The organism is Thiocapsa sp. C2-2m, from assembly GCF_041903745.1.
Classification (GTDB): domain Bacteria; phylum Pseudomonadota; class Gammaproteobacteria; order Chromatiales; family Chromatiaceae; genus Thiocapsa; species Thiocapsa roseilacustris.
Genome location: NZ_JBBWVD010000045.1, coordinates 1 through 24,434, shown reverse-complemented (window position 1 = coordinate 24,434; position 24,434 = coordinate 1). Strand labels below are relative to the sequence as shown.

The 24,434-nt window shown below is 62.9% G+C and carries 22 protein-coding genes; 9 read left to right on the top strand and 13 right to left on the bottom strand.

The window, feature by feature from the left end; translation table 11 throughout:
* Positions 1-27: 27 nt before the first annotated feature.
* Entirely contained in the window at positions 28-501 is a 474-nt protein-coding gene (locus AADX97_RS25020; protein WP_374236823.1) for a DUF29 domain-containing protein, read from the bottom strand.
* A gap of 366 nt (positions 502-867) precedes the next feature.
* Between AADX97_RS25020 and corA the strand changes: the two genes are divergently transcribed.
* Positions 868-1,944 (top strand): magnesium/cobalt transporter CorA, encoded by a 1,077-nt coding sequence (gene corA / locus AADX97_RS25015; protein WP_374236824.1) that lies wholly within the window; start codon positions 868-870, stop codon positions 1,942-1,944.
* Between the two features lie 168 nt (positions 1,945-2,112).
* Here the strand turns inward: corA and soeC are convergent, their stop codons facing one another.
* The 7 genes from soeC to AADX97_RS24980 form a co-directional block, all read right to left on the bottom strand.
* On the bottom strand, positions 2,113-3,090 hold the full coding sequence (soeC, locus tag AADX97_RS25010) for a sulfite dehydrogenase subunit SoeC (RefSeq protein ID WP_374236825.1): 978 nt from the start codon (positions 3,088-3,090) through the stop codon (positions 2,113-2,115).
* Between the two features lie 141 nt (positions 3,091-3,231).
* Positions 3,232-3,954: a sulfite dehydrogenase subunit SoeB gene (gene soeB / locus AADX97_RS25005; RefSeq protein ID WP_213461894.1), complete on the bottom strand. Its 723-nt coding sequence runs from the start codon at positions 3,952-3,954 to the stop codon at positions 3,232-3,234.
* A gap of 107 nt (positions 3,955-4,061) precedes the next feature.
* A complete protein-coding gene (gene soeA / locus AADX97_RS25000; RefSeq protein ID WP_374236826.1) occupies positions 4,062-6,965 on the bottom strand; it encodes a sulfite dehydrogenase subunit SoeA in 2,904 nt (967 codons plus the stop codon).
* Positions 6,966-7,285: 320 nt separating this feature from the next.
* Positions 7,286-7,561, bottom strand: a complete 276-nt coding sequence (locus AADX97_RS24995) for a hypothetical protein (RefSeq protein WP_374236827.1) — start codon at positions 7,559-7,561, stop codon at positions 7,286-7,288.
* A gap of 359 nt (positions 7,562-7,920) precedes the next feature.
* A complete protein-coding gene (locus AADX97_RS24990; protein ID WP_374236828.1) occupies positions 7,921-9,006 on the bottom strand; it encodes a homoserine O-succinyltransferase in 1,086 nt (361 codons plus the stop codon).
* A 22-nt stretch (positions 9,007-9,028) separates the two neighbouring features.
* Positions 9,029-9,901, bottom strand: coding sequence for an ATPase (locus AADX97_RS24985; RefSeq protein ID WP_374236829.1), 873 nt, complete (start codon positions 9,899-9,901; stop codon positions 9,029-9,031).
* Between the two features lie 652 nt (positions 9,902-10,553).
* Positions 10,554-12,470: an ATP-binding cassette domain-containing protein gene (locus AADX97_RS24980; protein ID WP_374236830.1), complete on the bottom strand. Its 1,917-nt coding sequence runs from the start codon at positions 12,468-12,470 to the stop codon at positions 10,554-10,556.
* 202 nt (positions 12,471-12,672) lie between these two features.
* On the opposite strand from AADX97_RS24980, the gene AADX97_RS24975 reads away from it, so the two are divergent.
* The 6 genes from AADX97_RS24975 to cydX all read left to right on the top strand — a co-directional run bounded on the left by AADX97_RS24975 (position 12,673) and on the right by cydX (position 18,267).
* Complete coding sequence (locus AADX97_RS24975) at positions 12,673-13,383, top strand: Crp/Fnr family transcriptional regulator (RefSeq protein ID WP_374236831.1); 711 nt, start codon at positions 12,673-12,675, stop codon at positions 13,381-13,383.
* A gap of 292 nt (positions 13,384-13,675) precedes the next feature.
* Positions 13,676-14,083 (top strand): DUF6858 family protein, encoded by a 408-nt coding sequence (locus AADX97_RS24970; RefSeq protein ID WP_374236832.1) that lies wholly within the window; start codon positions 13,676-13,678, stop codon positions 14,081-14,083.
* Between the two features lie 220 nt (positions 14,084-14,303).
* On the top strand, positions 14,304-14,732 hold the full coding sequence (locus tag AADX97_RS24965; protein ID WP_374236833.1) for a NifB/NifX family molybdenum-iron cluster-binding protein: 429 nt from the start codon (positions 14,304-14,306) through the stop codon (positions 14,730-14,732).
* Between the two features lie 559 nt (positions 14,733-15,291).
* Positions 15,292-16,911: a cytochrome ubiquinol oxidase subunit I gene (locus tag AADX97_RS24960; RefSeq protein WP_374236834.1), complete on the top strand. Its 1,620-nt coding sequence runs from the start codon at positions 15,292-15,294 to the stop codon at positions 16,909-16,911.
* 10 nt (positions 16,912-16,921) lie between these two features.
* On the top strand, positions 16,922-18,064 hold the full coding sequence (cydB, locus tag AADX97_RS24955) for a cytochrome d ubiquinol oxidase subunit II (RefSeq protein WP_374236835.1): 1,143 nt from the start codon (positions 16,922-16,924) through the stop codon (positions 18,062-18,064).
* 50 nt (positions 18,065-18,114) lie between these two features.
* Complete coding sequence (gene cydX / locus AADX97_RS24950; protein ID WP_374236836.1) at positions 18,115-18,267, top strand: cytochrome bd-I oxidase subunit CydX; 153 nt, start codon at positions 18,115-18,117, stop codon at positions 18,265-18,267.
* A gap of 668 nt (positions 18,268-18,935) precedes the next feature.
* Here cydX and AADX97_RS24945 read toward each other — a convergent pair.
* From AADX97_RS24945 to AADX97_RS24930, 4 genes are all read right to left on the bottom strand, one after another.
* Positions 18,936-19,460, bottom strand: a complete 525-nt coding sequence (locus AADX97_RS24945) for a hypothetical protein (protein ID WP_374236837.1) — start codon at positions 19,458-19,460, stop codon at positions 18,936-18,938.
* 296 nt (positions 19,461-19,756) lie between these two features.
* Complete coding sequence (locus AADX97_RS24940; protein WP_374236838.1) at positions 19,757-20,089, bottom strand: type II toxin-antitoxin system PemK/MazF family toxin; 333 nt, start codon at positions 20,087-20,089, stop codon at positions 19,757-19,759.
* On the bottom strand, positions 20,089-20,346 hold the full coding sequence (locus AADX97_RS24935) for an antitoxin (RefSeq protein WP_374236839.1): 258 nt from the start codon (positions 20,344-20,346) through the stop codon (positions 20,089-20,091). The genes AADX97_RS24940 and AADX97_RS24935 overlap by 1 nt, the downstream gene beginning before the upstream one ends.
* A gap of 138 nt (positions 20,347-20,484) precedes the next feature.
* Entirely contained in the window at positions 20,485-20,790 is a 306-nt protein-coding gene (locus tag AADX97_RS24930) for an addiction module antidote protein (protein WP_374236840.1), read from the bottom strand.
* On the opposite strand from AADX97_RS24930, the gene AADX97_RS24925 reads away from it, so the two are divergent.
* Positions 20,789-23,059: an FtsW/RodA/SpoVE family cell cycle protein gene (locus AADX97_RS24925; RefSeq protein ID WP_374236841.1), complete on the top strand. Its 2,271-nt coding sequence runs from the start codon at positions 20,789-20,791 to the stop codon at positions 23,057-23,059. The two genes, AADX97_RS24930 and AADX97_RS24925, sit on opposite strands and share 2 nt — an antisense overlap.
* A gap of 304 nt (positions 23,060-23,363) precedes the next feature.
* Complete coding sequence (locus AADX97_RS24920; RefSeq protein WP_374236842.1) at positions 23,364-23,501, top strand: hypothetical protein; 138 nt, start codon at positions 23,364-23,366, stop codon at positions 23,499-23,501.
* A 209-nt stretch (positions 23,502-23,710) separates the two neighbouring features.
* On the opposite strand, the gene AADX97_RS24915 is transcribed toward AADX97_RS24920, so the two are convergent.
* The gene (locus AADX97_RS24915) at positions 23,711-23,941 is read right to left on the bottom strand and encodes a ribbon-helix-helix protein, CopG family (protein WP_374236843.1); all 231 of its coding nucleotides are present in this window, start codon (positions 23,939-23,941) and stop codon (positions 23,711-23,713) included.
* Between the last annotated feature and the right edge of the window lie 493 nt (positions 23,942-24,434).

Genomic DNA, 24,434 nt, shown 5'->3' with positions numbered 1-24,434 from the left:
CTATTTCAGTCCGAAGCTTATCGAGATTCATGGCTCGCCCGGATAGAAGTTCCGGTCGAGGATTTCATCGAGCGAATAGGAACAGTCCTGCGGAAACAGATGCTCGGGGAGTCCTGTTTCGAAGACCGCACGCTCGACCGCATCCGGATACACATCGGTCAAGGCTTCCGGCAAGAAAGGCTTCAGGCTCGGGCTAAGCTTGATCGCTCGCGCGATTTGGCGGCGCTGCTCCCGGATCGTTCCGTCCCAGCTATTGGTTCGGCGGTCGGGCTGAAACGCCCACTTCAAGAGATGCGAAATCAACACGTCCAAACGGCTCATCAGCTCGCGGCGCTCTTTCGCTCCCATGCTGTCGAGCTCCTCGGCAAGATCCTCTAGATTAAGCGCGTCGAGCTTGTGTTGGCGTACCAGCTCCGCCGCACGACGGGTCCAGGCATGGAAGTCGTTCTTGTAGAGCTCGGACAGGGCACTCGCGGGTTGGTCGGGCTGCTTCGTCAACATCGAAGGGTGCTTCTCATGTGAGGATCGAGGTCGAAGAGGCTACCCCTGATCGGGAGCAGCGCCAAGGTGCGATTCGGTCGGCCATCGTCGTCCAAAAGTGTATCCCACGGCGTTTAGCCGGGGCGACCGGCGTGGCTGAATGGTGTCGGCGGCGTCTAGCTGTCCCCGGGGCTCATTGCCGGTTGAAGAACGATCCTCTGCGGCTGACCCGGCGGGTATGCGCTTATACCGGGAGTCGCCTACCGCAACCCCTAAGCGGGAATCCCGACGCGGATCTCGGTCTCGCCGTGCTTCGGGCAACAACAGGCTGTACCCGGGGCGTCTCCCTGCCCTATTCTCGGGCTCCGCACCGCCAGGAGTTGCCGCATGGCCCGCAAGAAGCTGCTCAGAAAGCGTCCGCATCGCAAGATCGGGGCACCGCCCGGGACGCTGGTGCATATCGGGGAGCCGAGTCAGGAGCCGATAACATTCGATATCGTCACCTACGACGCCGAGCATTTTTCCGAGGTCACCTTCGGCGTCCGCGAGGTCGACCGCTGCTGCGGATTCGCCAAGACCAAAGGGGTCTCCTGGGTCAACATCAACGGGATCCATAAGGTCGAGCACATCGAGACCCTCGGCGCCTGCTTCGGCCTTCATCCCCTGGTTCTCGAGGATATCCTGAACAGCGACCATCGGCCGAAACTGGAGGACTACGGCGTCTACCTGTTTCTGGTGCTGAAGATACCCTTTTACGACAAGGAAGGTGGGTTCCGGGTCGAACAGGTGAGTCTGATCCTGGGATCGAGCTTCGTACTCTCGTTCCAAGAAAAGAGCAGTCCGATCTTCGACGCCGTTCGCGATCGATTGAAGAGCGGCAAGGTTCGTGGCCGCGCCATGGGACCGGATTATCTGGCCTATGCGCTGATCGATGTCGTGGTCGACCGCTACTTCACCACGTTGGAGAGCATCGGCGACGACATCGAAGATCTTGAGCAGGAGCTCTTCGCTGTCCCCGGCACCAATACCCTGGAGTCGATCCATAACTTCAAGCGCGAAATGATTCAACTCCGCAAGTCGGTCTGGCCGTTACGCGAGGTGATAGGCGGTCTGCAGCGCGGGGATTCGAAGCTGGTCGGGGAGACCGCACGGGTCTTCCTGCGGGATGTCTACGACCACACCGTCCAAGTGGTCGACACCGTCGAGACCTTTCGAGACATTATCTCGGGGATGCTCGATCTCTATCTCTCGGGCATCAGCTATCGCACCAACGAGGTGATGAAGGTCTTGACCATCACGGCGACCATCTTCATACCCCTGACCTTCCTGGCCGGTATCTACGGCATGAACTTCGAGTACATGCCGGAGCTTGCGTGGCACTGGGGCTATTTCGGGCTCTTGGGGGTGATGCTGATCCTAGCGGTGGGAATGCTGGTGTTCTTCCGCATCAAACGCTGGTTCTAAACCGCGCCAAGGCCCGTAGGTTGTGCTGACGATAGGAGGCACAACTCGCGCCGGCGGTTGGTTGTGCCTCGCACGACTCGGCACAACCTACGACACAACTCATTGTTCAGAAGCGCTATCCAGGATTCCTTTTTCGAGTGCACCCCGGTCGCAGAGGCGACTCGTCGGTCAGGAGATGCTCTGGTAGTAAAGGTTCTGCGGATGCTTGCCCTCGGCGAAAAAATACCAGCGCTCGGCGATAAGCCCGAGGTACTGGATCACGAAGGCGAGGACGGGGAGCGTCGTCGACTCGATCAGGTAGGCGCCGGAGATCAAGAGGATCGGAATCGGGAAGACCAGGACGAGGAAGCTGTTGCGCACGAGTCGAACCGTCTCGGGACTGCGGCCGTGGAAGAACTCGCGCGTGTTGAAGCTGCCGCCCATCGCGCCTTGCGCCTTCTGCACGACGGCGGTGTGGCGCACACCGATGGCGGTCTGAACTGTACTCTTGTGCTTGAGCCGGGCGTTGCGCATGAGATGGGCGCCGCGCGAGAGGAGTGCCGCCAAGGTCAGCACCACTGCCCAGGTGCCGAAGAAGGACACCAAGGGATTGCCGATGTACGCCGAGTAGGCGGCGGCCAGCATGAATCCGGAGGCCAGCCCCAAGAACGTGAAGTTGGTGACGGTGAAGGTCGAGTGCCATTCCTGGAGGAACTTGACGCTCGCATAGATCATGGCGGTCGAGACGAAGAGCGCGAAGGAGGCAATCGTCCCGAGCAGCCCCAGGATGAGGGTCGCATCCACGCCAAGCGCCTCGCCGATGCGGAACCAGGGCTGCGTCCACTGCATCAAGTGCGCCACGCTGTAGGCAAACACGAGCGCCATGAGGATCGGCAGGATAATGACCTCGCGCGACAACCAAGAGGTGCGCCACATCGCGGCGGAGCGCCAGGCCCGCTCGGGACGCCCGAGATGAAAGAAGGATGCACCGAGACCGATCACGAGCAAGAGGAGCGCAACCAGGCTCCCGATCGCGTAGAACTGGTCCTCCTGCGCCGGGAGGAACCGTGCGAGCGCATAGAGTTGACCGGTAAACATGGCCAGAAACAGACCCTGACCGGCACCGAGCAGCGTGGTCAGAAAGATGACGGAGAATGCGGGGTGCATGGGTAGATGCCTTTGTCCTGTAACAAATGTCCGGTAACGAATGTCGTATCGGCGAGTCGGATTCATCCGGACCGGCTCGGAGATCGAAGACGGGTGTTGCTCTGCTCGACCCGTCCAGTACGCTCCGACCCGCGGGCATCCCTACCAGGCCACGTCGTCCAAGGTCTCCTCACCCGTGTAGGTGGTGAGGTCCTCTTTGCGTAACGGGTTGTCGACACGCGTCAGCTCGTCCGGACTGATGTACATCCGGGTCTTCTGACGCGGTAGATAATGGTTCGCCGGCTTGGTGCCCCATTCAGGCATCAGCTGGTATCCACCGCGCTCGCGGATCGCCACCGAGACCTCCGAATCCGGGTCATGGACATCGCCGTAGAGCCGCGCACTGGTCGGACAGGCCAGCACACAGGCCGGCTGACGGTCACGATCCGACAGCGTGGCATCGGTGATGCGATCGATACAGAGGGTGCATTTCTTCATCACCTTCTCTTGCTCGTCCAACTCACGAGCACCATAGGGACAGGCCCAAGAGCAGTACTTGCAGCCGATGCACTTGTCGTAATCGACCAGCACGATCCCGTTGTCGGCCCGTTTGTGCGAGGCGCCGGTCGGGCAGACCGGGACGCAGGGCGGCTCCTCGCAGTGCAGACAACTCTTCGGAAAATGAACCGTCTCGGTGTTCGGGAAGACACCGACCTCGAAGGTCTGCACCCGATTGAAGAAAGTCCCCGTCGGACTGCCGTCATAGGGGTTCTGGTCCACCATAGGGCCTGCCCAGCCGGAGGTGTTCCACTCCTTGCAGGACGTTACGCAGGCATGGCAACCGACGCACACGTTCAGGTCGATGACCAGGGCGAGTTGAGTCATGTCTAAATCTCTTCGTTGTCGGCCGTCAGCCGCGGTATCGGACGTCGGCTTGCGAACCTGCGATGGCGTTCATCGCCGGACCCGGAACCGACCGCTGAGGGCCGAAGCTACTTCTTCCCGAACACGCCGGCCATATAGGCCTGCCACTTGCCGCGCTGCTTCTCCTGGCCGGGCAGCCGCGGCATGGCGTCGAACTGGGGCGAAGACACACGCGGCTCGTTGGAACCGGCCTTATAGACCCGGACCCGAACATCGAACCAAGCGGCCTGACCCGTGACCGGATCCGAGTTGGAGAGATGCGCGCCAGCCGCGCTGGGCGGAAGCTCCTCGGAAATCAGATGATTCAGCAGGAAGCCTTTGCGCGACTCGTCCGCGTTGCTCCCGAGCCCCCAGGCACCGTTGGCTTTACCGATCGCGTTCCAGGTCCAGACCGTACCCGGCTCGACCGCCTCGGAGAAGCGGCACATGCAGCGCACTTTGCTCAGCGTGGACTCCACCCAGATCCAGTCACCGTCGGCGAAGCCGTGCTTCTTGCCCACGAGCGGATTGACGAAGAGATAGTTGTGGCTGTGGATCTGACGCAGCCAGGCGTTCTGGCTGTCCCAACTGTGATACATGGCCATCGGACGCTGGGTGAGTGCGTTCAGCGGATAGCGCACGGTGTCGACCAGCTGGTCTTCCAGGGGGCGATGGAAGAAGGGCAAGGGGTCGAAATAGGTCTCGACGCGCTCGCGCAGCCGATCCGGCGGCTGGCGCCCGGGCCATTTGCCCTGCGCAGCCAACCGGAACTTCTGCAGGACCTCGGAATAGAGATGGATGGTGATGGGCTCGGCATAGCGGACCATGCCGTGGGCACGCGCCCAGTGCAGATAGCCCTTGTTCCAGTTGCGCATGTACTGGTAGCTGGGCGGCAGCTCGTGGTGGAAAACGCAGCCGTTCTTGGCATACATCTCCCACTGCTTGGGGTTGGGCTCCCCTTTGAGCACCTGATCGCCGTTCTTGCCGCGCCAGCCGGCCAGGAAGCCGATTCCGGATCCAGGGGATGTCTCGTAGTTGACGATGAAGTCGGGATAGTCGCGGAACTTTCGCTTCCCCTCGGCGGTGACGAAGGCCGGAAGTTTCAGGCGCGTTCCCAGCTCGATCAGCACATCCTGGAAGGGTCTGCACTCGCCCTTCGGCGGCAGCACCGGGATGCGCACCGCATCCACCGGGCCGTCGAACTCGGAGATCGGTCGGTCAAGCATCGACAGGGCGTCGTGACGTTCCAGATAACTGGTATCGGGCAACACCAGATCGGCGAAGGCGACGGTCTCGGAGGAGAAGGTGTCGCAGACGACGATAAAGGGGATCTTGTATTTCCCCTCGACATCCTTGTCCACCAGCATCTTGCGCGTCTCGCTGGTGTTCATGGAGGAGTTCCACGCCATGTTGGCCATGAAGAGGAACAGGGTGTCGATCGGATAGGGGTCGCCGCGCCAGGCGTTGGTGATGACGTTGTGCATCAGACCGTGCACCGAGAGCGGATACTCCCAGGAGAAGGCCTTGTCGATGCGCACCGGTCCGCCGTCGGCGTCGACGAAGAGGTCCTCGGGCTTGGCGGGCCAACCGAGCGGCATGCCGTCGAGCGGCGTGTTCGGCTGGACAGCATCGGGACCGTGAGGCGGCTTGGCGCAGGGCGGGATCGGACGCGGGAAGGGCGCCTTGTGGCGGAAGCCGCCGGGGCGGTCGATGGTGCCGAGCAGGGTCATGAGCACGGCGAGCGCGCGGATGGTCTGGAAGCCATTGGAATGGGCGGCCATGCCGCGCATCGCGTGAAAGGCCACCGGGTTGCCGGTCACGGACTGATGCTCGTTGTCCCAGCAGTCCGTCCAGGGGATCGGCAGCTCGATCTTCTGATCGCGCGCGGTCACGCCCATTTCGTGGGCGAGCCGGCGGATGGTCTCGGCCGGGATACCGGTGATCTCGGCGGCCCATTCCGGGGTGCAGGACTCCAGACGCTCCTTGAGCAGTTGGAAGGCCGGTTTGACCGGGATGCCCTCGTCCATGTCGAGCTTGTAGCTGCCCATCAGACGCGGCGCAGCACCGGGGGTGTGGGTACTAATGGGGCCGTCGATGTTGCGATCCCACCAGAGCTTGTTCTCCGGATCGAAGCAGCCCTCTTCCACGTGCATCTCGGCACGGTAGAAGAGACCGTGATCGTTGCGTGCCGGATCGTCGATGACCAGCTCGGCCGAGTTGGTGTAGCGGATCAGAAAATCGCGATCGAACAGACCCTGCTTGAGGATCTCATGGGAGATCGCCATCAGCAGCGCGCCGTCGGTGCCGGGCTTGATCGGCACCCACTCGTCGGCGATGGCCGAGTAGCCGGTGCGGATCGGGTTGACCGAGATGAAACGACCGCCGCGCCGCTTGAACTCGGAGATGGCGATTTTGAGCGGGTTGGAATGGTGATCCTCGGCGGTGCCGATCATCACGAAGAGCTTGGCGCGATCCAGATCCGGCCCGCCGAACTCCCAGAAGGAGCCGCCGATGGTGTAGATCATGCCCGCGGCCATGTTCACCGAGCAGAAGCCGCCGTGTGCGGCATAGTTCGGCGTACCGAACTGTTTGGCGAAGAGACCTGTGAGGGCCTGCATCTGATCGCGACCGGTGAAGAGCGCGAACTTCTTTGGATCCTCGGCGCGCAGGCGGCCGAGGCGCTCTTCGAGCATCGCGAACGCCTCGTCCCAGGAGATCGTTTCGAACTCGGAGGCGCCACGCTCGGCTCCCGCCTTGCGGCGCAGCGGCTTGGTGATGCGCCCAGGCGAGTACTGCTTCATGATCCCTGAGCTGCCCTTGGCGCAAATCACCCCCTTATTCAAGGGGTGATTGGGATTGCCGTCGATATAGCGGACCTCGCCGTCGCGCATGTGAACCCGGATGCCGCAGCGGCACGCACACATGTAGCAGGTGGTTTCCTTGACCTCGACTCGCCCCACCGTGCTGTCGGAGTGAGCAATAGGATCCTGCATGTGAGCACCTTTAAGCGAGGTAATGAGTCGGACGATTACCGCATTCTAATATTGTGGGTGTCTATGTTTCAATCTTGATGCCAGCCCGGGAAATGGGAGACCAAGGAGACAGAACACAGAAGGGATCCGGTGAAGGTGACGCTCGTAGGCGGAAAAGAGTCAATCGAGGGGAATGCTGTTTCAAGCGTGAGCCGATGCAGCGGCAGGAACCCGCTCCACTGCTTCAAATCGAACTACGCACCCCCGGCGCTTACGGTCCGGAGATGCGTGCCTTAACGAGCCTGACGAGCGCCGGGGCCCGACCCGAACGGCGTCGCGGACTAGGCCGCTTCGGCCAGCGTGACCGGGAGCCACGCGGCAAGACGCTCGCGCTCCTGGGCAACGTCGATCGCGAAGAAGTGATTCAGCACCTCCAGCGCCTCGTCGAGATCCTCGCACTGCCACTCGTTGGTGATACTGCGGAAGGTCCAGTCCTCGACGTGGAAGCAGCAATGCCCGCCCTTCGCCGCACCCTCGGCGTCGTAACGCAGCCTGAAGCCCGTGTAGGTTCTGGGATCCCATTTGTAGCGGATCGTGTTTTCGTTTTGCTCGAACATGTTTCTCTCAGTGGAATTTGTTGTTTGGACGCCGATCATCCCGCCCGGGAGAGTCGGTTGAGCTGCCCGCTCGGCAACGCGAGGAAACATGCCGACAACAGACCGTTTCCTTTTCGTCACACACTGCATCTCATGTGCTCAGTTTAGTATCAAAATGCAACAAACGACAACCGGGCAACCGCTTTTTTTCGCTAAATCGATCACGTGACGCGAAAAAATCATCGAGTCGCTCGACGCACTTTGCCAGACAGAGGGATGCGCCTGTTGTCGAGATGCAACACCGAGAGATTCAAGCAGCCCGAAATCTCAACCCGTTCGCCCATCGGTGCTTAAGAACCACTGAACAGGGCAGGCTCGATTCAACCGCGCGGTCGACGCCAACTCAGCGCAAGCGGATCGTCGGGATCCACGTGCGACATGAAGGGCAGCCTGCGGTCGTTGTGGGTGACCTGATAGATCAGCCCCATCCAGTTGCCGAGGACGCCTTCCCCGCTGTCGTGCCAGGTGTTGTCGAGCCGATCGACGATGTGCTGCTCGGGGAAGGCCGGCAGATCGCGCCCCTGATCGAGTGCATCGAGGATCCGCTCGCGGTGCTCGTCCAAGATAGCGCGTGACTGGACGCCGAAATAGTTCTCGGGGACAGGCGGGTACTGGTCGCGCTCTCCGGCGGCGAAACGGTTGACCTCGCGCTTGTACTCCTTGAGCAGCGAGATGATGTCGTACTCGGGGTGGCCCTGGAAGAACACCTGGCGGAAGCCGTCCGGGCTGACCGCGAGATGCACGCCGGCCTCCTCGCTCTCGGCGAGGATGTGCAGACCTGCCGCCTCGAATTGGTCGCGACCGATCTCGTTGAAACGCGAATGCGGCACGTCGAAGCGCGTATTCACACTGCTCACCAAGGGATGACTGCGGTCGATGACGCGATGCACATAGACACCCCAGCGTTTCTCGCCCAGCGGACGGCGCCGCTGATCGTAGCGAAACTGCAGCACCGCATGGGTCGCCAGGCAGGAGCAGAGGGTCGAGCTGACGTTGTGATAGGCCCAGTCGACCACCTCGATCAGCGGCTCCCAAAAGGTCTGGCTCGCGAGGTCCGGGCCCGTGACATTGGCCCCGGTAATCACCAAGGCATCCAGGCCCTCGGCTCGAATCGTCTCGAACGGCTCGTAGTAGCGTTCGACATACTCGCGGATGATGGGGCCTCGGTCGAGCGCGTCGAGCGTGAAGGGGTGGACATAGAACTGTGCGATCTGATTGCTCTGACCGATCAGCCGGAAGAACTGACGCTCGGTTGCCGCAAGCGCGGCATCCGGCATCATATTCAGCAGGCCGATATGCAGCTCGCGGATATCCTGCTGAAGCGCGTGATCGGGCTCGAGGATCTTGTGGCCTTCTTCGCGCAGACGCTCGAAGGTAGGCAGGTCATTGTGGGCGACGATCGGCATGGGGTCGGTCCTGTCGTTCCGGTTACTGCATCTCGGGATCGAAGACCGGCGTCTCGGCCTGTCCGATCGCCGATTCGATCAACTGCAGGAAATCCTGCTCGTCGCGCACCTGCGCGACATCCTCGGACGAGACCGTATAGCCGTGGGGCCGAGTGATCGCCTCGTAGCGCGGCACCCGTGAATGGAACAGGCGCGGGAAGACCCAGCGCGTAAAATCGTCCGGGTCCACTTGAGCGACATAATCCAGACCATGGACCGACAAATAGTCCTTTAGCGCGGCACGCAGGAAGTCGGGGCGATAGTAGAGCGGCTTGGGATCGGCCTGTGCGCGCTGGATGAGCTTGATCTCGTCCGCCTCCGGGACCCGGATATAGAGGATCAAGCTGTGCTTGGCGAGCAGGTCGATGACTCGCGGCTCGTCGAGCTCGCAGAGACTCCCGCCGACGTCGTTGATCAGATGCGGATAGCTGTAGATCTCCCGGGCCTTTCGCACGAAATCGGGCACGTCCATCATGGCCGCGATCTCCGCTTCGCGATACAGGGCCTGGCGACGGTTGAACTCGCCGAGCGGCAGCCCCCCGCGCTCGGGGTTCCCGAGCTTGCCGACGAAGCTCAGGACAGGCCCCAAATCCTTGATCTTGATATTGTTGTGGATGGCAACCCAATCGTGGCGCAGGAGATCGCGCAGGAAGGGATCGCGCATCGCGTGCGCCTTGATCAGGTCGAGGATGTGCTCGTTGAGATAACGGGTCCCGATCCTGTAGTCGCCGGAGTAGTGGAACCAGTCGTTGCGGCGCAACATCTCGGAGAGATAGGTCTTGCCCACCCCCGACATCCCGAGCAGCGTGATGCACTTGTGCTTCCAGCTTCGGAATTCATCGACCTTAAACTTCATGGATTGAACCGCGTCCTGAGTGACAACCGATGTTTGGCGGGAAACGGCCGCTTGATGAGACCGAGAAAACCGTGCCTGACGCGGTTCATGAGTTATACCGAGCGCAGGCGTCAAGCGGGAACCGGGGCATCGATCATCGTTTCGGCCACATCGGCAGTGTCCAGGTCGCCGGCCGCGACCGCCCGGGTACGCCGACTTTAGTCGGCATCCCCGGAGAGGCGGACTTCAGTCCGCCGCGCGGGCGCACTCGGGCGACTGAAGTCACCCGCCCCCGGGGAGCCGACTGAAGTCGGCATACCGGCTCATGCGGCCGGAGTTTCGTGTCCGGTTGGGGAACCCAAGAGGCCTGGACGAAACCATGATCAAAGCCGGAACCCGCAGCGAACCGGCCCGGACCAAATGGCGATGTTAGTTCAGGACGCGCACGGCGACAAACTCGCCGCCCGTACAGCCATTCCAAATTTGACTCCTCGCGGCGAGCAAGACCCCGGGACCGCCGACTTCAGTCGGCGAGGATCGCCGAACACCGGGCAGGCCCGGTCACTTGGGGAGCGCTCGCCCCTCGCGCCGACTGAAGTCGGCGGTCCCGGGCAACGGGCTTCCTACCCGGGCGACCGAGTTGGGCGGCACACTTGGAATCGCTTACGCCGGATCAGCGCCGCGCCTCGAGCGACTCCCAGCGCGCGTATGCAGTCTCGAGATCGGACTCCAAGCTCGCTAGACGCCCCTTGACCGCAGCCACTTCCTCTCGGGCGGCCTGATAGAAGGCTGGATCGGACAAGCGTTCATGCAGCTCGGCTTGCGCGCCCTCCAGTGCCTCGATTCGCGCCGGCAGCTCGGCGAGCTCGCGCGTCTCTTTGAAGCTCAGCTTCTCGCCCTTGGGTGCAGCCTTGGGCTGAGTCGGCCCGCCCGTGGGAGCCGACGCCGGTGTCGCGGAGTCCACCGGTTTCGTCTTGAACTCGCCCGAGCGCCGCGGATCGCGTTGACGCACCCAGTCCTCGTATCCGCCGACATACTCGCAGACCTGCCCTTCGCCCTCGAAGACCAGGGTGCTGGTGGCGACATTGTCGAGCAGTGCCCGGTCGTGGGAGACCAGCAAGAGGGTGCCCTGGAACTCGACGAGCAGGTCCTCGAGCAGCTCCAGCGTCTCGGTGTCCAGATCGTTGGTCGGCTCGTCGAGCACCAGCAGATTGGCGGGACGGGTGAAGAGCTTGGCCAGCAGCAGACGATTGCGCTCCCCTCCCGACAGCGCCTTGACCGGCTGGCGCGCACGCTCCGGGGTAAAAAGAAAGTCTTTCAGATAGGACAGGACGTGCCGACTCTGGCCGTCGACCTCGATCTTGTCGCTGCCGCCCGCGACGTTGTCCTGGACGCTTCTGTCCAGTTCGAGCTGGGCGCGCAGTTGATCGAAATAGGCCACCTGCAGGTTGGTCCCCCGTCGGATTTGGCCGACCTGTGGCTCCAGGCCACCGAGCAGCAGCTTCAGCAACGTGCTCTTGCCGGCGCCGTTCGGGCCGATGATGCCGATCTTGTCGCCGCGCAGGATCAGGGTGCTGAAGTCGCGGATCACCGGGGTGTCGCCCCAGGCGAAGCTGATCTCCTCGGCCTCCACCACCAGCTTGCCGGAACGATCCGCCTCGCTCAGGCGCAGACGCGCCGTGCCCTGTAGCTCGCGCCGCTCGAGCCGCTCACGCCGCATGGATTCGAGCGCGCGCACGCGGCCTTCGTTGCGGGTACGCCGCGCCTTGATGCCTTGGCGGATCCAGACCTCCTCCTCGGCGAGCTTGCGGTCGAACTGCGCCGCCGCCTGTGCCTCGGCATGCAGACGCTCCTCGCGGCGACGCAGATAGTTGGCGTAGTCGCCGGGCCAGTCGGTGATCCGCCCGCGGTCCAGCTCCAGGATTCGGGTCGCGACCCGCTGCAGGAAGCGCCGATCATGGGTGACGAAAAGCAAGGAGCCGGGAAAGTCGATCAGGAAGTCTTCGAGCCAATCGATGGCATCGATGTCCAGATGGTTGGTCGGCTCGTCGAGCAGCAGCAGATCGGGCTCGCTCACGAGGGCACGGGCAAGCAAGACGCGACGTTGCAGACCGCCCGAGAGCGCCGCGAAACGGGCTTCGGCGTCGAGCCCGAGCCGCGAGATGACGCGTTCGGTGCGTTGCTCGATCGCCCAGCCGCCGCCGTCCTCCAATTGCTGCTGGACCCGTGCCAGTCGAGTCAGGTCCTCCTCGCTCGGGTCGCTACCCAAGCCGTGGGAGAGCTTGAAGTAGTCGCTCAGAAGCACCCCGAGATCGCCCAGGCCGGCCGAGACGACCTCGAAGACACTCCCCTCCTCCCCGCGCGGGATCTCCTGCGTCAGGCGCGCCACCTTCAGCCCGGCGGCTGCGCGGATCTGACCCGAGTCGGCTTGGATCTCCCCGTCGATGATCCGCAGCAAGGTCGACTTGCCGGCGCCGTTGCGGCCGATCAGACAGATCCGCTCTCCTCGCTCGATGCTGAAGGAGACGTCCTCCAGAAGCGGCGGCAGGCCATAAGAGAGGGCGACGGAGTCGAGGCTGAGCAAGGTCATCGGGATACCTGGTCGGAGGGGACGTGTGGGCAACGGCGCGCGGCGGACGGGCAAGCAACGGTGGCTCTCGTTGGTGGCTCACGTTAGAGAGGGCGACGACGATGCGCAACCCCGCGCGCGAAATGATCTCTTCGATGCGATGGGCTACACTGAGCCATCAGGCGCTTTAGGCGCCCCGAACGACGAGATTCAGACGAGCCCAATGGTCAAAAGTGTCACGCTGCGGGATGCCTGGTCGGGCGAGGCCGATTGCCTCAATTGCTCGCTCCGAACCACCGTCCTATTCGCCGGTTTGGCCGAGGCCGATTTCGAGCGGATCCACGACCCGATCGACCAATTCGCCCTGAAGCCGGGGACCAGTCTTTACCGGACTGGTGATCCGGCCGATCACATGTTCACCGTGCGCACCGGTGTCCTGAAATTGGTTCAGTATCTCCCGGACGGCAGTCAGCGGATCGTGAGGATCGCACGGACCACCGACGTCCTGGGCCTGGAGGCCATGCTCGAGGGCGGGACCTACCAGCACGACGCCATCGCCCTTCAGCCGACCGAGGTCTGCCGCTTCCCCGCCCGGTTGGTCCGCAACCTTGGCTGCAACAATCCGGAGTTGCACCGCGAGCTGATTTCGCGGTGGCAACGTGCCCTGAACGAGGCCGACGCCTGGCTAACCGAGCTCTCGACCGGCTCCGCCCGTCAGCGCATCGCCCGGCTCTTGTTGCGCTTGGTCCGCGATCGCGAGAGCAGTGCCTGCCAATTGTTCAGCCGCGAGGACATGGGCGCCATGCTCGGCATCACCACCGAGACCGCCAGCCGCACCATCGCCGAGTTCAAGCGCCAGAGCCTTCTGGTCGAAACCAACCCCAACCGCTTTCTGCTCGACATCCCCAACCTCAAACGCATCGCGGAGGGTTGAAACGCGTCCGGTGCGATATGCGCTGTTCTCCGTGATGATCGGCATCGCGCACACCCGAGAGCGCCGCGGAGACGCGTTTCAAGAAACTAATTGATTTTATTATCCTGAACCGCGTCCCCACCGACACCTCCGGCGCGCTCCACCGCCTTCATCCACGACCGAGATCCGCACACACCCCAGACGCGGTTCAGCGGGGTTGATCGATTTCAATGCCCCGAGCACCCCCCACCCCCAATGATGGTGCATTCGGCGGTACCGCATCGCCGCTTGACCAAGGCCGGGAGGGCAGATCATGAAACAGACCGTGCTGCAGGAGACCTTTCCGGTCTACGTGCTGGAGATCGACCGCGAGGAGACCTCCTTCAGCTCGGTCGATGCCGTTTGCGGTTATTTCAGGGCATGCATCGAGGCACACCCGTCGGCCGTCTTCATCGCCGAGTTCGATCATTACGAGCACACCCGCTCGCTCCCGGACGGACGGATCGGCGAGGGTGTCCGAGCGGCCAGGAATCTGGTCTTCTGTTTCGGCATCACATTGCCGAACCCGCAGGCGCTCGCAACACGCCCCCGTTCGATCGGGATCGCCGAGACCGCCAAGGGCTTCGTGGTCACCTTCATTGAATCGCCGATGCCGGTAGCGAACGCGGCGATGGAGGACTGGGCGATGCGTCTGCGCCAATCAGAGGCGACACCGGCCTAAACCGCGTCCAGAGCGACATGCGTCGTTGTCATGTTGTATTCGGCCTTGAGGATTCCACCGACCTCGGCGGAGACGCGGTTTGGAGTTTTATATTTTTAAAATTTTTAACTGCGCCAGCTCCGAGAATCGTCGAGTCTGCCGAGGCCGATCCCATCCATTTTGAATCGTTCCTACGTCCCGCGGCAGGACATTCCGACCACACTCACGAGATCCGACATCCATGACTACTCGAAGCGTCTTCGCCGTTTTGAACACGGGGAAATCCATGCGTATCGCCGTCACCAGCCAGAACTTCAAGACCATCACCGGACACGCCGGCAAGAGCCGCCGATTCATCGTGTACGAGGCGGACGCCGACGGCAATCCGACCGAGATCGATCGGCTCGATCTGCCGATGGAGTTGTCCCTGCACGAGTACCACGGGGACGATCACCCCCTCTTCGAGCTCAATCTCAACGCCATCGTCACCCAGGGCGCCGGGCAGGGCTTCCTGCAGCGCATGGCGCGCCACGGGATCGCGGTCCACACCACCAGCGCGAGTGACCCCATCCATGCGGTCGGCGCGATTCTCAACGGTCAGCCGCTACCTGCCGCTGCGCCGCACACCCATGACCATGACCACGGGCATCCGCAGGGGCACGCGGAATGAGCACGGCCATAGTGCGAAGCTGATCCCCCTCGGGCGCACCCGCTGCGTGCGATACAAGGTCATGTCGGTTCGCCGGACCGCCAGTCGTGCGCTCTTAAGGTGATTTCCGGGAAAGGATCTACCGGCGTGTAGGTGCGAATTTATTCGCACGCATAGCCACTCAGGTCTTCCGGGCATGCGCAGCCGGGATGCGTATTCCCGGAAATCACCTCAGACCCATCTGCGCGTCGTGGGGCGACTTCAGTCGCCACATCACCCGAAACCACCTCAGTGCAGTTGGCTCGGCCGCGTCAGACCGTCCCAGTCCAGCTCGATGGATCGATGGTAATCAGAACGGCGGTCCGAAGACCCTCCGGAGAAGCACGCGACAACGCCCCCCAAAATGGCAGGTTGCGATTCGTCATTTCCGAATACTGCTCGTGCGGCATAACCTACGCGCTTCCGACCGGCGGGCCAGACTGACCCGGGCCGCGGCGCTCTCCACGATCGCCGAAACACCCTGCCCGGCGCCCGAACGCCCTCCCTCCCGTTCCTGGTTTCCAACCTCGGGAATATCGCAATGCTTGACAGCACCATGATCGAGCTCTCGCGGTGGCAGTTCGCCATGACCGCGATGTACCACTTCCTCTTCGTACCCCTCACACTCGGCCTCGCCTGGATCCTGGTGATCATGGAGAGCGTCTATGTCATGACCGGACGCGAGATCTACCGGGACATGACCAAGTTCTGGGGCAAGCTCTTCGGCATCAACTTCGCGTTGGGCGTGACGACCGGGCTGACCATGGAGTTCCAGTTCGGGACCAACTGGGCCTACTACAGTCACTACGTCGGCGACGTCTTCGGCGCACCGCTCGCCATCGAGGGCCTGATGGCCTTCTTTCTGGAATCGACCTTCATCGGTCTCTTCTTCCTCGGCTGGGAGCGGCTCTCCAAACGCCAGCATCTGACCGTCACCTTCCTGATGGCGCTGGCGTCCAACCTCTCGGCGCTCTGGATCCTGGTCGCCAACGGCTGGATGCAGAACCCGGTCGGTGCCGAGTTCAGCTACGAAACCATGCGCATGGAGATGACCAACTTCATGGATGTCGTGCTCAACCCGGTTGCGCAGGTCAAGTTCGTGCACACGGTGGCGGCCGGCTATGTGACTGCGTCCATGTTCGTGCTCGGCATCAGTTCCTGGTACATGCTCAAGGGGCGGGATCTGGCCTTCGCCAAACGCTCCTTCTCGGTCGCGATCGGCTTCGGTCTGGCGGGCATCCTCTCGGTCATTCTGCTCGGCGACGAGTCCGGCTACGAGGTCGGCGACGTGCAGAAGGTGAAGCTCGCGGCGATCGAGGCGGAATGGCACTCGGAGCCTGCACCGGCCGGCTTTACGATCATCGGCTTCCCGAGCAACGAGGACGAGGAGACGCACGGCGCGATCAAGATCCCCTGGCTCTTGGGGCTGATCGCCACGCGCTCGCTCGACACCGAGGTGAAGGGACTGAAGGACCTGATGGTGGACCACGAGATCCGCATCCGTAGCGGCATGATCGCCTACGACTATCTGCAGCGCCTGCGAGGTGATCAAGACACCCCGGAGAACCGCGCAGTCTTCGAGGACCACAAAGACGATCTCGGCTATGGGCTCCTGCTCAAGCGCTATACGGACGATCCGAGCCAGGCGACCGAGGAGCAGATCCGCATGGCGGTCAAGGATTCGATCCCCGAGGTTGCACCGCTCTTCTGGAGCTTCCGTGTCATGGTCGCGGCCGGGTTCTGGATGCTGGCCCTAATGATCCTGGGCTTCTACTTCAACGCCAAGCGCGTCATTCAAGAGAAACGCTGGCTGCTGCGGCTCTTCCTCTGGAGCATCCCGGTGCCTTGGATCGCGGCGGAGACAGGCTGGTTCGTGGCCGAGTTCGGTCGCCAGCCTTGGGCGATCGGCGAGGTCCTGCCGACAAGCATCGCGGCCTCGAGCCTCGCACCGAGCGACCTTATCATCAGTCTCTCGGCCTTCATCCTCTTCTACACCGTGCTCTTGATCATCGAGATGTATCTGATGTTCAAGTTCGGCCGACAGGGACCCAGCTCGCTGCATACGGGCCGCTACCAGGATGAAGAGGCAGCCACGGCGTCCCGTTCAAACACCGCAGGCGGCCCGGCACCCGTGCTCGCACCGCAGAAACGGCAAGACTAGGGGACCGATCATGATCATCGACTACGAAGTCCTAAAGTTCATCTGGTGGGTGCTGGTCGGCGTGCTCTTGATCGGCTTCGCCGTGACCGACGGCATGGACATGGGCGTCGGCGCACTCCTGCCCTTCTTGGGCAAGACCGACGAGGAGCGGCGCGTCATCATCAACACCATCGGCCCGCACTGGGACGGCAATCAGGTGTGGCTAATCACGGCCGGCGGCGCCATCTTCGCCGCCTGGCCGCTGGTGTATGCGACCGCCTTCTCGGGGTTCTATTTCGCGATGTTGCTCGCGCTCTTCGCGCTCTTCTTCCGGCCGGTCGGCTTCGACTACCGCAGCAAGATCGCGGATCCGCGCTGGCGCAACGCCTGGGATTGGGGGCTCTTCATCGGCGGCGTTGTCCCGGCGCTGGTGTTCGGGGTCGCCTTCGGCAATCTCTTGCTCGGCGTGCCCTTCCATCTGGACGACATGCTGAGATCCTTCTATACAGGCAGCTTCTTCGGCCTTTTCCACCCGTTCGCGCTCTTGGCGGGCATCCTGAGTGTGACCATGCTGACGATGCACGGCGCGGTCTGGCTCCAGGTACGGACCGCCGAGCCCATCGCTTCGCGCGCCAAGGCAGCGGCTCGGATCTTCGCACTCATCAGCATGGCCGTGTTCGCCCTTGCCGGGGTCTGGCTGATTATCGGTGTCGACGGCTTCAAGGTCGTCTCCATGCCCGCGCTCGATGCGACACCTAACCCGCTCACCAAAGAGGTCGTCGCGGATTCTTGGGCCTGGTTAGCCAACTACGGCGCCCACCCCTGGACGCTGCTCTTCCCGGTACTCGGGTTCGCAGGTCTCTGGGCGACGATGAAGCTCGCCGCCGCCGATCGTCCCGGCTGGGGGCTGGTGACCGGCAGCCTGGCGATCACCGGCATCATCGTGACCGCCGGGGTGAGCCTCTTCCCCTTCATCCTGCCCTCGCGCACGGATCCCAACAGCAGTCTCATCGTTTGGGACGCCGTCTCAAGCCACCTGACCCTGACGGTCATGTTCTGGGCCGCGGTCATCTTCATCCCGCTGATCCTGGCCTATACCACCTGGACCTACACCAAGATGTGGCGGCGTGTGACGGTGGAGGAGATCCGGGAGCAGGAGCATTTGGCTTACTGATGCCGTAACAAACGCCGGAGTCCGGCGGTCGCTTCGGACGACCCCGGACGATGAGCATCGATCACCGAGAGGACAATCCCATGTGGTATTTCGCTTGGCTCCTGGGTGTGCTGCTGGCACTCGCCCTCGGCATCATCAACGTCATGTGGTATGAATCGGAAGAGTGTTTCAGACACACCGGGGATGCACGGCCGGACAACTAAGGCGCTTTCCGGAAATAAACATCCCGACCTCCCATGTCCGGAAGACCTGACGGACTCTGCGTGCGAATAAATTCGCACCTACACGCCGGTCGTTCCTGCCCCGGAAATCGCCTAAGGTGATTTCCGCAAACTTCCATACCCGTAGGTTGTGCTGACGATAGGAAGCACAACTTGCGCCGACGGTTGGTTGTGCCTCGCGCGGCTCGGCACAACCTACGCCGTTGGTATGAGGGTTTCCGGCATTCGCCTAAGCACTCCGACTGCGCATGCCCCGAAGACCTGAAGGGGCGTAGGTGCGAATTTATTCGCACAGATACGCCGGTATTTCCTTTCCCGGAAATCGCCTTAAGGTAATCCCCGGGAAATTCCGTACCCGTTGTGCTGACGATAGGAAGCACAACGTCTGCCGACGGTTTCCGGAATTCGCTGTTCCGGCGCTCGAATGGGTGCCTTGGCCGCGTTCATCGGTCGGGCGAAAGCACTTTCGGTGCGATACCCGGAAATGTCGCGTTGTGCTCGCCCCCCTAGCCGTCAGGAAAGCGGAAGAAGACGACTGCAAGTCGTCGATCCCGGGGACACGGCCGCTTCGCGACGATCGCCTGCGTCGATCCCGGTCCATCACGTATGGCCCATCGCCTCCGGCCCGTCAAATAAACGAAGCCCGTACCTTATCGACCGTTCGAGCCTCGGCCGAGCCGCCCCGGCGAAGTTTGACTGCGCCGCACCCAATCCATCTGCATCTGCAGGCGCTGGCTCTGTTGCTGCGCCTCCAACTCCATCAACTGACCCTGCATTCGCATCTGACCGGCCCGAATGTCCGGCATTCCATCTGCCCCGCCGCGAGGCACCAACCGATCCTGCCGACGGGCCGAGTCGATGGCGCGATTCTGCTGCTGAAGAAGCTCACGGTAACGGATCGCCTCGTTCCACTCAAGCGACTGCTGCCGAGCCGCCTCGGGGGGCGACCGCGGGCCGGCCTGTTGTCTCGCCGCACGTTGATCCTGCTGCAATCTCAACCAACCGGCGGCGGCCCGCTGCGACTGAATCCCCTGCACGCGCATCGCGTCCGTCTCTGCAGCGCCAGGTATCGCGAGCATCAGTGTTGCGATGAGGACAAAGAGACAGGCCATTTGTCGCAGATGTCGCACCGTTGCGGTGCGGAAGGGGCCTTCGACCGTCTGAAACCTGTGCATGGCTGGGCTCCCATCATCGACTCCACTGGATCGCGTCTTCGCAACCTATTGTTTCCATAAGATTAAGACCGGAAACAGAAAGTTGGCATCCGTTCTGCATTAGAAAGGTTAAGACGACGCTTCCGTTCTTAGGTTTCGTTCTCTGACCTCCTCAGTGGTGATTCGCCCCGCGTCAGCGGGGTTTTTTTTATCTAAACCGCGCCCGGTGCGGTATGCGTCATCTGTTGAAGTGGATTGGCCCGTCAGCTCCGACGACTGTCGGAGCTGACGGGCCGACCTCTCGCCGCCGCCCATCCTCACTCCAGAATCGCAGCGAGCTTCCCCAGCACCTCATCCATGACGACGGTCGGCACGCTTTCGAGCTTGCGTGCGTTGCGCGACCCCAGATCCATAGCACGAGGTTGATCGCACCGCACGACGCCTGTCGTGCTCGTTCCCGCCGCCATCAGCGATACGGCAAAACCGGCCGTGCGCGCGAAATTGCCTCCGCGGGTGATGGGCAACACAACCGGCGTTTTCGTCAGTTGGTTGAAGGCCGAAGCCGAAACGACCAGGACCGGCCGCGTGCCACGCTGTTCATGTCCAGAGGTTGGGTCCAGCGAGACAAGGTAGATATCGCCGCGCTCCATTACAGCAACTCACTGCCGACCGGCCTATCATCGAGCCAGGCGCGATCTTCCTCACCGATCTCGGCCGACGCGTCGCATTGGGCCAGCAAGTCGTCCAGGCTGTAACGTTCCCGTGGCGACGGATCAATCACCAGGCGACCCGCGTCGACGCTCAAGCCGACGGTCGCGCCGGCGCGCAGGTGCAGCAGATCGAGGATGGCGGGCGGGACTGCCAGCATCACCGAGCCGCCGACCTTTCGCAGATTGGTTTGGTGCATGTTGTACCTCAGTTGGCAAGATTATATGAAAATATAACTCTTGATCACCCGAACCACAAGCCCGCGCTGCTCGGAAAACGACTGCTTTTCGGGTCGGGTGATGACAGACCAGATCAGCCCGTTGCCGACCGGACGGATTCACGCCTTGATCGGTCGGGCTACCAATTTGACGCCCAGCGCATGACAGACGCGGTTGATCGTCTCGAAGCGCGGCTGTGCGTCGGGGCGCAATGCCTTATAGAGTGCCTCGCGCGCGATCCCGCTCGCCTTGGCGATCTCGGTCATGCCACGCGCGCGTGCAGCGGTGCCGAGTGCCTGCGCTAAGGCCGCCGGGTCGTTTTCTTCCAGCACGATGGACAGATACTCGGCGATCGCCTGGTCGTCTTCCAGGTGCTCGGTGATGTCGAGCTCGGACAGATCGGCGATTTGGATTTTCTCGCTCATGACTCACTCCTCCGGGATTCCGATGATTTCGCGACTCTCCACCATCTGCCAGACCATCGACCTCGGCTTGTTCCTGCCCACGGCCGGGTTGCTGCTCATCGGCCTGTTGGTCAACCGCTCGCTGAGTCTGAGCGACCCCATCGCCTTCTACGCCGAGGACTCGACCTTGGCCTGGGGCCATGCCTTGCGCGCCGGCTTTGCACTGCTGCTGATGGTCGGTGTGATGTCGGTCCCACCCGAGCGCGTTCAGCGCGCCGGGCTGGTGCTGTATCTGCTCGCGCTCGCCGTTCTGATCACCGCCTATTTCGATGCCTTTCATCGGTTCGGGTTCGGCGTGATTCATCGGCCTTGGATCTCGTTCGATCTCCCGCTGATCGGGGAGCGTAGCATCGAGTGGCTGTCCTGGGTGCAACTGGCCATCCCGCTTGCGCTGGCTGCCTGGATGGCGCGGGCGGGCGAGGAACGCTGGCCCGTCGCCGTGGTGACCGCGGTCGCTCTTTTGGTGCCGGTGTTTCTCGATGGTCTGGAGTTTCCGTATCGGTTCGGGTGGGTGCTGATCAGCGTCTTGCTGATGCTCGCGGTGGCGCGCTGGTGGCGCTCGCTGCTGCTGGTCGTCTTGGGCCTTCCGGTGGTGCTCTGGGCGGTCGTCGCGACGATGGTTGTCAGGATCGACCGCCGGAACTTTTACTTCCCGGATCGCATCGACAGCGCGTGGACCCCGCTCGGACGCTCGCTGGAGGCCATCGGCTCGGCCGGCCTCCTCGGCAGTGGCTGGGGTCAGGGCCTGGTGTCGCACTGCGTGGATAGCCGTCACTTTCCGGAGTTGGGGTTCGATCGCGCGGCGATCATGGGGTTCACCGTCTTCACCGAGGAGTTCGGTGTGGTCGGGGCGGTGGTGCTGATCGCGCTGGTGCTGGCGGTCAGCCTGCGCGGCTTGCAGATCGCGGCGCAAGCGCAGGGCTTCGCGCGCTTCGCGGCGGTCGGGCTGTCGCTCATGCTGTTCGGCTCGTCCTTCCTCCACATCGCGAGCCTGACCCATCTGCTCGACGCGAATGCGCTCGGGAGTCCCTTCAGCCCGCGCGGCCTGGCCCTGCCGCTGGTCGGCGCCGGCGGCAACGTGATGGCAATCAACCTGATCGCCATCGGGCTGCTGTATCGACTCGGGCGCAGTGCGTCGCCGCCCGGGCCGCCGCCCGCGCCGGCTCAGACATCGACGGCGCGCACGCGCAACCGCGGCCTGCGGGTGGTGGCGGGGCTCCTGATCCTCGCCAGCGCGCTGCTGGTGGCACGCACGCTCGACCTGCAACGCGGCGAGTATCGCTACGGCAAGGGCGGGCCGGCCGCGCCCACCTGTCGGGCGAATGAACGGCTCTCGATCGCGCAAGCACAGCGGAACAACGCGCAACAGCGCACGCTTGCGACGGAGCGGCTGCTCCTCTGGCTCGCGCAGCTTCAGACCTTCGAGACGACCCCGCCGCCGCGACTGCTGGCCGAGGGCGAGCCGGTCGACTTCAGACCGGTCATTCCGATCGCGTCCGGCGGCGCTGCCGGCGAGCCTTCGGCGGGCGCCGAGGAGCCGGGCGCACCGCCGCGATGGCTCCAGGCGTCGCTGTCGGGGATCCTGAATTCGCCCTTCCCGCCGCCGTCGCGCCCGGAGGACCTCACCGGCGAGCCTTGGACTTCGCATCGCGATCCGGATTTGGATGCTTGGTGTGCGGAGCTCGGCACGCGCAAGCTTGCGGCCTGTCTCGACGCGATGGCGCCCGAGCTGGTCCCCTGGTTCAGCACCCTGAATGACTCCGCCAAGCGGGCGGATGCATTGAGCCGGGCGCTCTCCGCGACCGACGCCGTGCGGCGGATCTTGCGGAGCCGGGCCGATGGCGATGCGCACGCGCCGGGCCTGGAGATCGCGAGCGTGCCCCCACGCAGCGGCACCCACCTGGTCGCGGTCGCCTTCCCGGACACCCGCCCGACCTGCGGGCGCGGCGCCTGCCGCACCCCGACACTCCTGTATCGCGTGACCACCGCGCCCGATGGGCAGGAGACGCCGACGCTGATCCTGATCTCGACGCAGGATCATCTCGAGCTTGATCCGGACACCTGGTTCTGGGATGAATTCAGCCTGTTCGCCTACAGCCGGCAACACGACGGGATCAATGTCCAGATCGACAGCATCGACATCTACCGGTGCGAGCACGTCTGCTGGCCGACGGCCGATCGTCGGCTGGAGACGAGGCGCCATCCGGACCGGGTCTGGCTCGACCCGTGAGAACCTTGTTCGAGCGTCGTCTATCTTCCACCCAAAGCGTACCGTGGCAGTGGGATATCGCATCCGGTCACGGCAGTGCCTTGTTCAATCGCCGAGACGGACCCAGCGTTCCAGGGTCGCTGCCGAGTGCGATCGGCGTCTCGGGCCGCAGGATTCCGCGGCTTCGGGCGACGTTCACGGAGCAGCGCCCGGACGACCGACCGAGTCCGCGGTCGTCTGGATCACCTCCGGACGGCTTGAGGCACGATTGCAGGTCTTTTGATCTTCAAACCCGACGGGGCGATCCACCCCGGGAGAGACACCGATGAAACCCTTTGTCTTGCTTGTCGCCGTCGTCCTGGGTCTGGCTTACGTCGCTTCGAGTGCGCAAGCCTGTGAGCGGGTCAATGACTGCGCGAAGCCTGCACCTGAGGCCCTGCTTGATCAGCGCGTCTACTGGTAGCCATCGCCGCGTCGGTCATCACCGGACCCAGCCGGCGGGTCGTCTGGATCGCATCCGGACGGCTTGAGACACGCTTGCAGGTCTGTTGATCTTCAAACCCAACGGGGCGATCTACCCCAGGAGACGCCTGCGCCAGGGGTGCCGGGGTTCGCAAGCTCACCCCAGCCTAAGCATGATTCAAGGTGTTCACCTTGTGTCCGAATCGTCACTTATGGCGCGGCATCGCGCTCTTCCGCGTCCAGCCGGTCTAGTATGGCCAACGCATCCTGCAGATCGCCGGTCGCCGCCAGCGCCCGAAAATGGTTCTCGGTATCCCAGGCCGACAGCGCTTGGGCGCTCAATTCTTCCACCAACTTGTTCATGCTCATTCCCCGGCTGCGGGCGAGAGACTTGAGGCGTTCGGCGGTATCGTCTGGCAAACGGATGGTCAAGGTACTCATAGCGCGTTGCCGAACAAGGGTTGTAGGCGTCCCTCGAACACCAGCCGCAAGACCTGACGGGACGCCCCTCCGGCAGAACGGAGTCCCGCGACGAAAACATTGGTATCGATAACGACCGGTGTCATAGTGATAGCGTATGTGCTGTCGCTAATGATCACAAGCTGCCCCGCTCGGATGATTCGGGGGCTGGCAGGGTTCCGCCGGAGCGCCACCGCGTGTCCGGGGATTCCACGGGGCCAGGCAAATTCCGGCCCCGGCGGATCGGACGACCCGCCGGGCAGAGGACGCGGTTTACGCCAGATGCAAGACACCGATGAAACCCTTTGCCTTGCTTGTCGCCGTCGTCCTGGGTCTGGCTTACGTCGCTTCGAGGTAACTTCTCAAAAAGTAGTGGCAAGGAAACCAGTAAGCTACGAAAATAAACTTCACTGCAGGACAAACTGTCGCCCCTGAATACTTCATCTGTCGAGCATGGCTGATCCGAATCCACTGC

Excerpts from the sequence above, each read along its gene's own strand:
- AADX97_RS24935 (WP_374236839.1), bottom strand. The coding sequence starts at position 20,346 with ATGCACCAAACCAATCTGCGAAAGGTCGGCGGCTCGGTGATGCTGGCA.
- soeC (WP_374236825.1), bottom strand. The coding sequence starts at position 3,090 with ATGCACCCCGCATTCTCCGTCATCTTTCTGACCACGCTGCTCGGTGCC.
- AADX97_RS24965 (WP_374236833.1), top strand. The coding sequence starts at position 14,304 with ATGACTACTCGAAGCGTCTTCGCCGTTTTGAACACGGGGAAATCCATG.
- AADX97_RS24985 (WP_374236829.1), bottom strand. The coding sequence starts at position 9,901 with ATGAAGTTTAAGGTCGATGAATTCCGAAGCTGGAAGCACAAGTGCATC.
- AADX97_RS24920 (WP_374236842.1), top strand. The coding sequence starts at position 23,364 with ATGAAACCCTTTGTCTTGCTTGTCGCCGTCGTCCTGGGTCTGGCTTAC.
- AADX97_RS24980 (WP_374236830.1), bottom strand. The coding sequence starts at position 12,470 with ATGACCTTGCTCAGCCTCGACTCCGTCGCCCTCTCTTATGGCCTGCCG.
- AADX97_RS25020 (WP_374236823.1), bottom strand. The coding sequence starts at position 501 with ATGTTGACGAAGCAGCCCGACCAACCCGCGAGTGCCCTGTCCGAGCTC.
- AADX97_RS24915 (WP_374236843.1), bottom strand. The coding sequence starts at position 23,941 with ATGAGTACCTTGACCATCCGTTTGCCAGACGATACCGCCGAACGCCTC.
- corA (WP_374236824.1), top strand. The coding sequence starts at position 868 with ATGGCCCGCAAGAAGCTGCTCAGAAAGCGTCCGCATCGCAAGATCGGG.
- cydB (WP_374236835.1), top strand. The coding sequence starts at position 16,922 with ATGATCATCGACTACGAAGTCCTAAAGTTCATCTGGTGGGTGCTGGTC.
- AADX97_RS24940 (WP_374236838.1), bottom strand. The coding sequence starts at position 20,089 with ATGGAGCGCGGCGATATCTACCTTGTCTCGCTGGACCCAACCTCTGGA.
- AADX97_RS24960 (WP_374236834.1), top strand. The coding sequence starts at position 15,292 with ATGCTTGACAGCACCATGATCGAGCTCTCGCGGTGGCAGTTCGCCATG.
- AADX97_RS24925 (WP_374236841.1), top strand. The coding sequence starts at position 20,789 with ATGACTCACTCCTCCGGGATTCCGATGATTTCGCGACTCTCCACCATC.
- soeA (WP_374236826.1), bottom strand. The coding sequence starts at position 6,965 with ATGCAGGATCCTATTGCTCACTCCGACAGCACGGTGGGGCGAGTCGAG.
- AADX97_RS24930 (WP_374236840.1), bottom strand. The coding sequence starts at position 20,790 with ATGAGCGAGAAAATCCAAATCGCCGATCTGTCCGAGCTCGACATCACC.
- soeB (WP_213461894.1), bottom strand. The coding sequence starts at position 3,954 with ATGACTCAACTCGCCCTGGTCATCGACCTGAACGTGTGCGTCGGTTGC.
- AADX97_RS24975 (WP_374236831.1), top strand. The coding sequence starts at position 12,673 with ATGGTCAAAAGTGTCACGCTGCGGGATGCCTGGTCGGGCGAGGCCGAT.
- AADX97_RS24945 (WP_374236837.1), bottom strand. The coding sequence starts at position 19,460 with ATGCACAGGTTTCAGACGGTCGAAGGCCCCTTCCGCACCGCAACGGTG.
- cydX (WP_374236836.1), top strand. The coding sequence starts at position 18,115 with ATGAGCATCGATCACCGAGAGGACAATCCCATGTGGTATTTCGCTTGG.
- AADX97_RS24995 (WP_374236827.1), bottom strand. The coding sequence starts at position 7,561 with ATGTTCGAGCAAAACGAAAACACGATCCGCTACAAATGGGATCCCAGA.
- AADX97_RS24990 (WP_374236828.1), bottom strand. The coding sequence starts at position 9,006 with ATGCCGATCGTCGCCCACAATGACCTGCCTACCTTCGAGCGTCTGCGC.
- AADX97_RS24970 (WP_374236832.1), top strand. The coding sequence starts at position 13,676 with ATGAAACAGACCGTGCTGCAGGAGACCTTTCCGGTCTACGTGCTGGAG.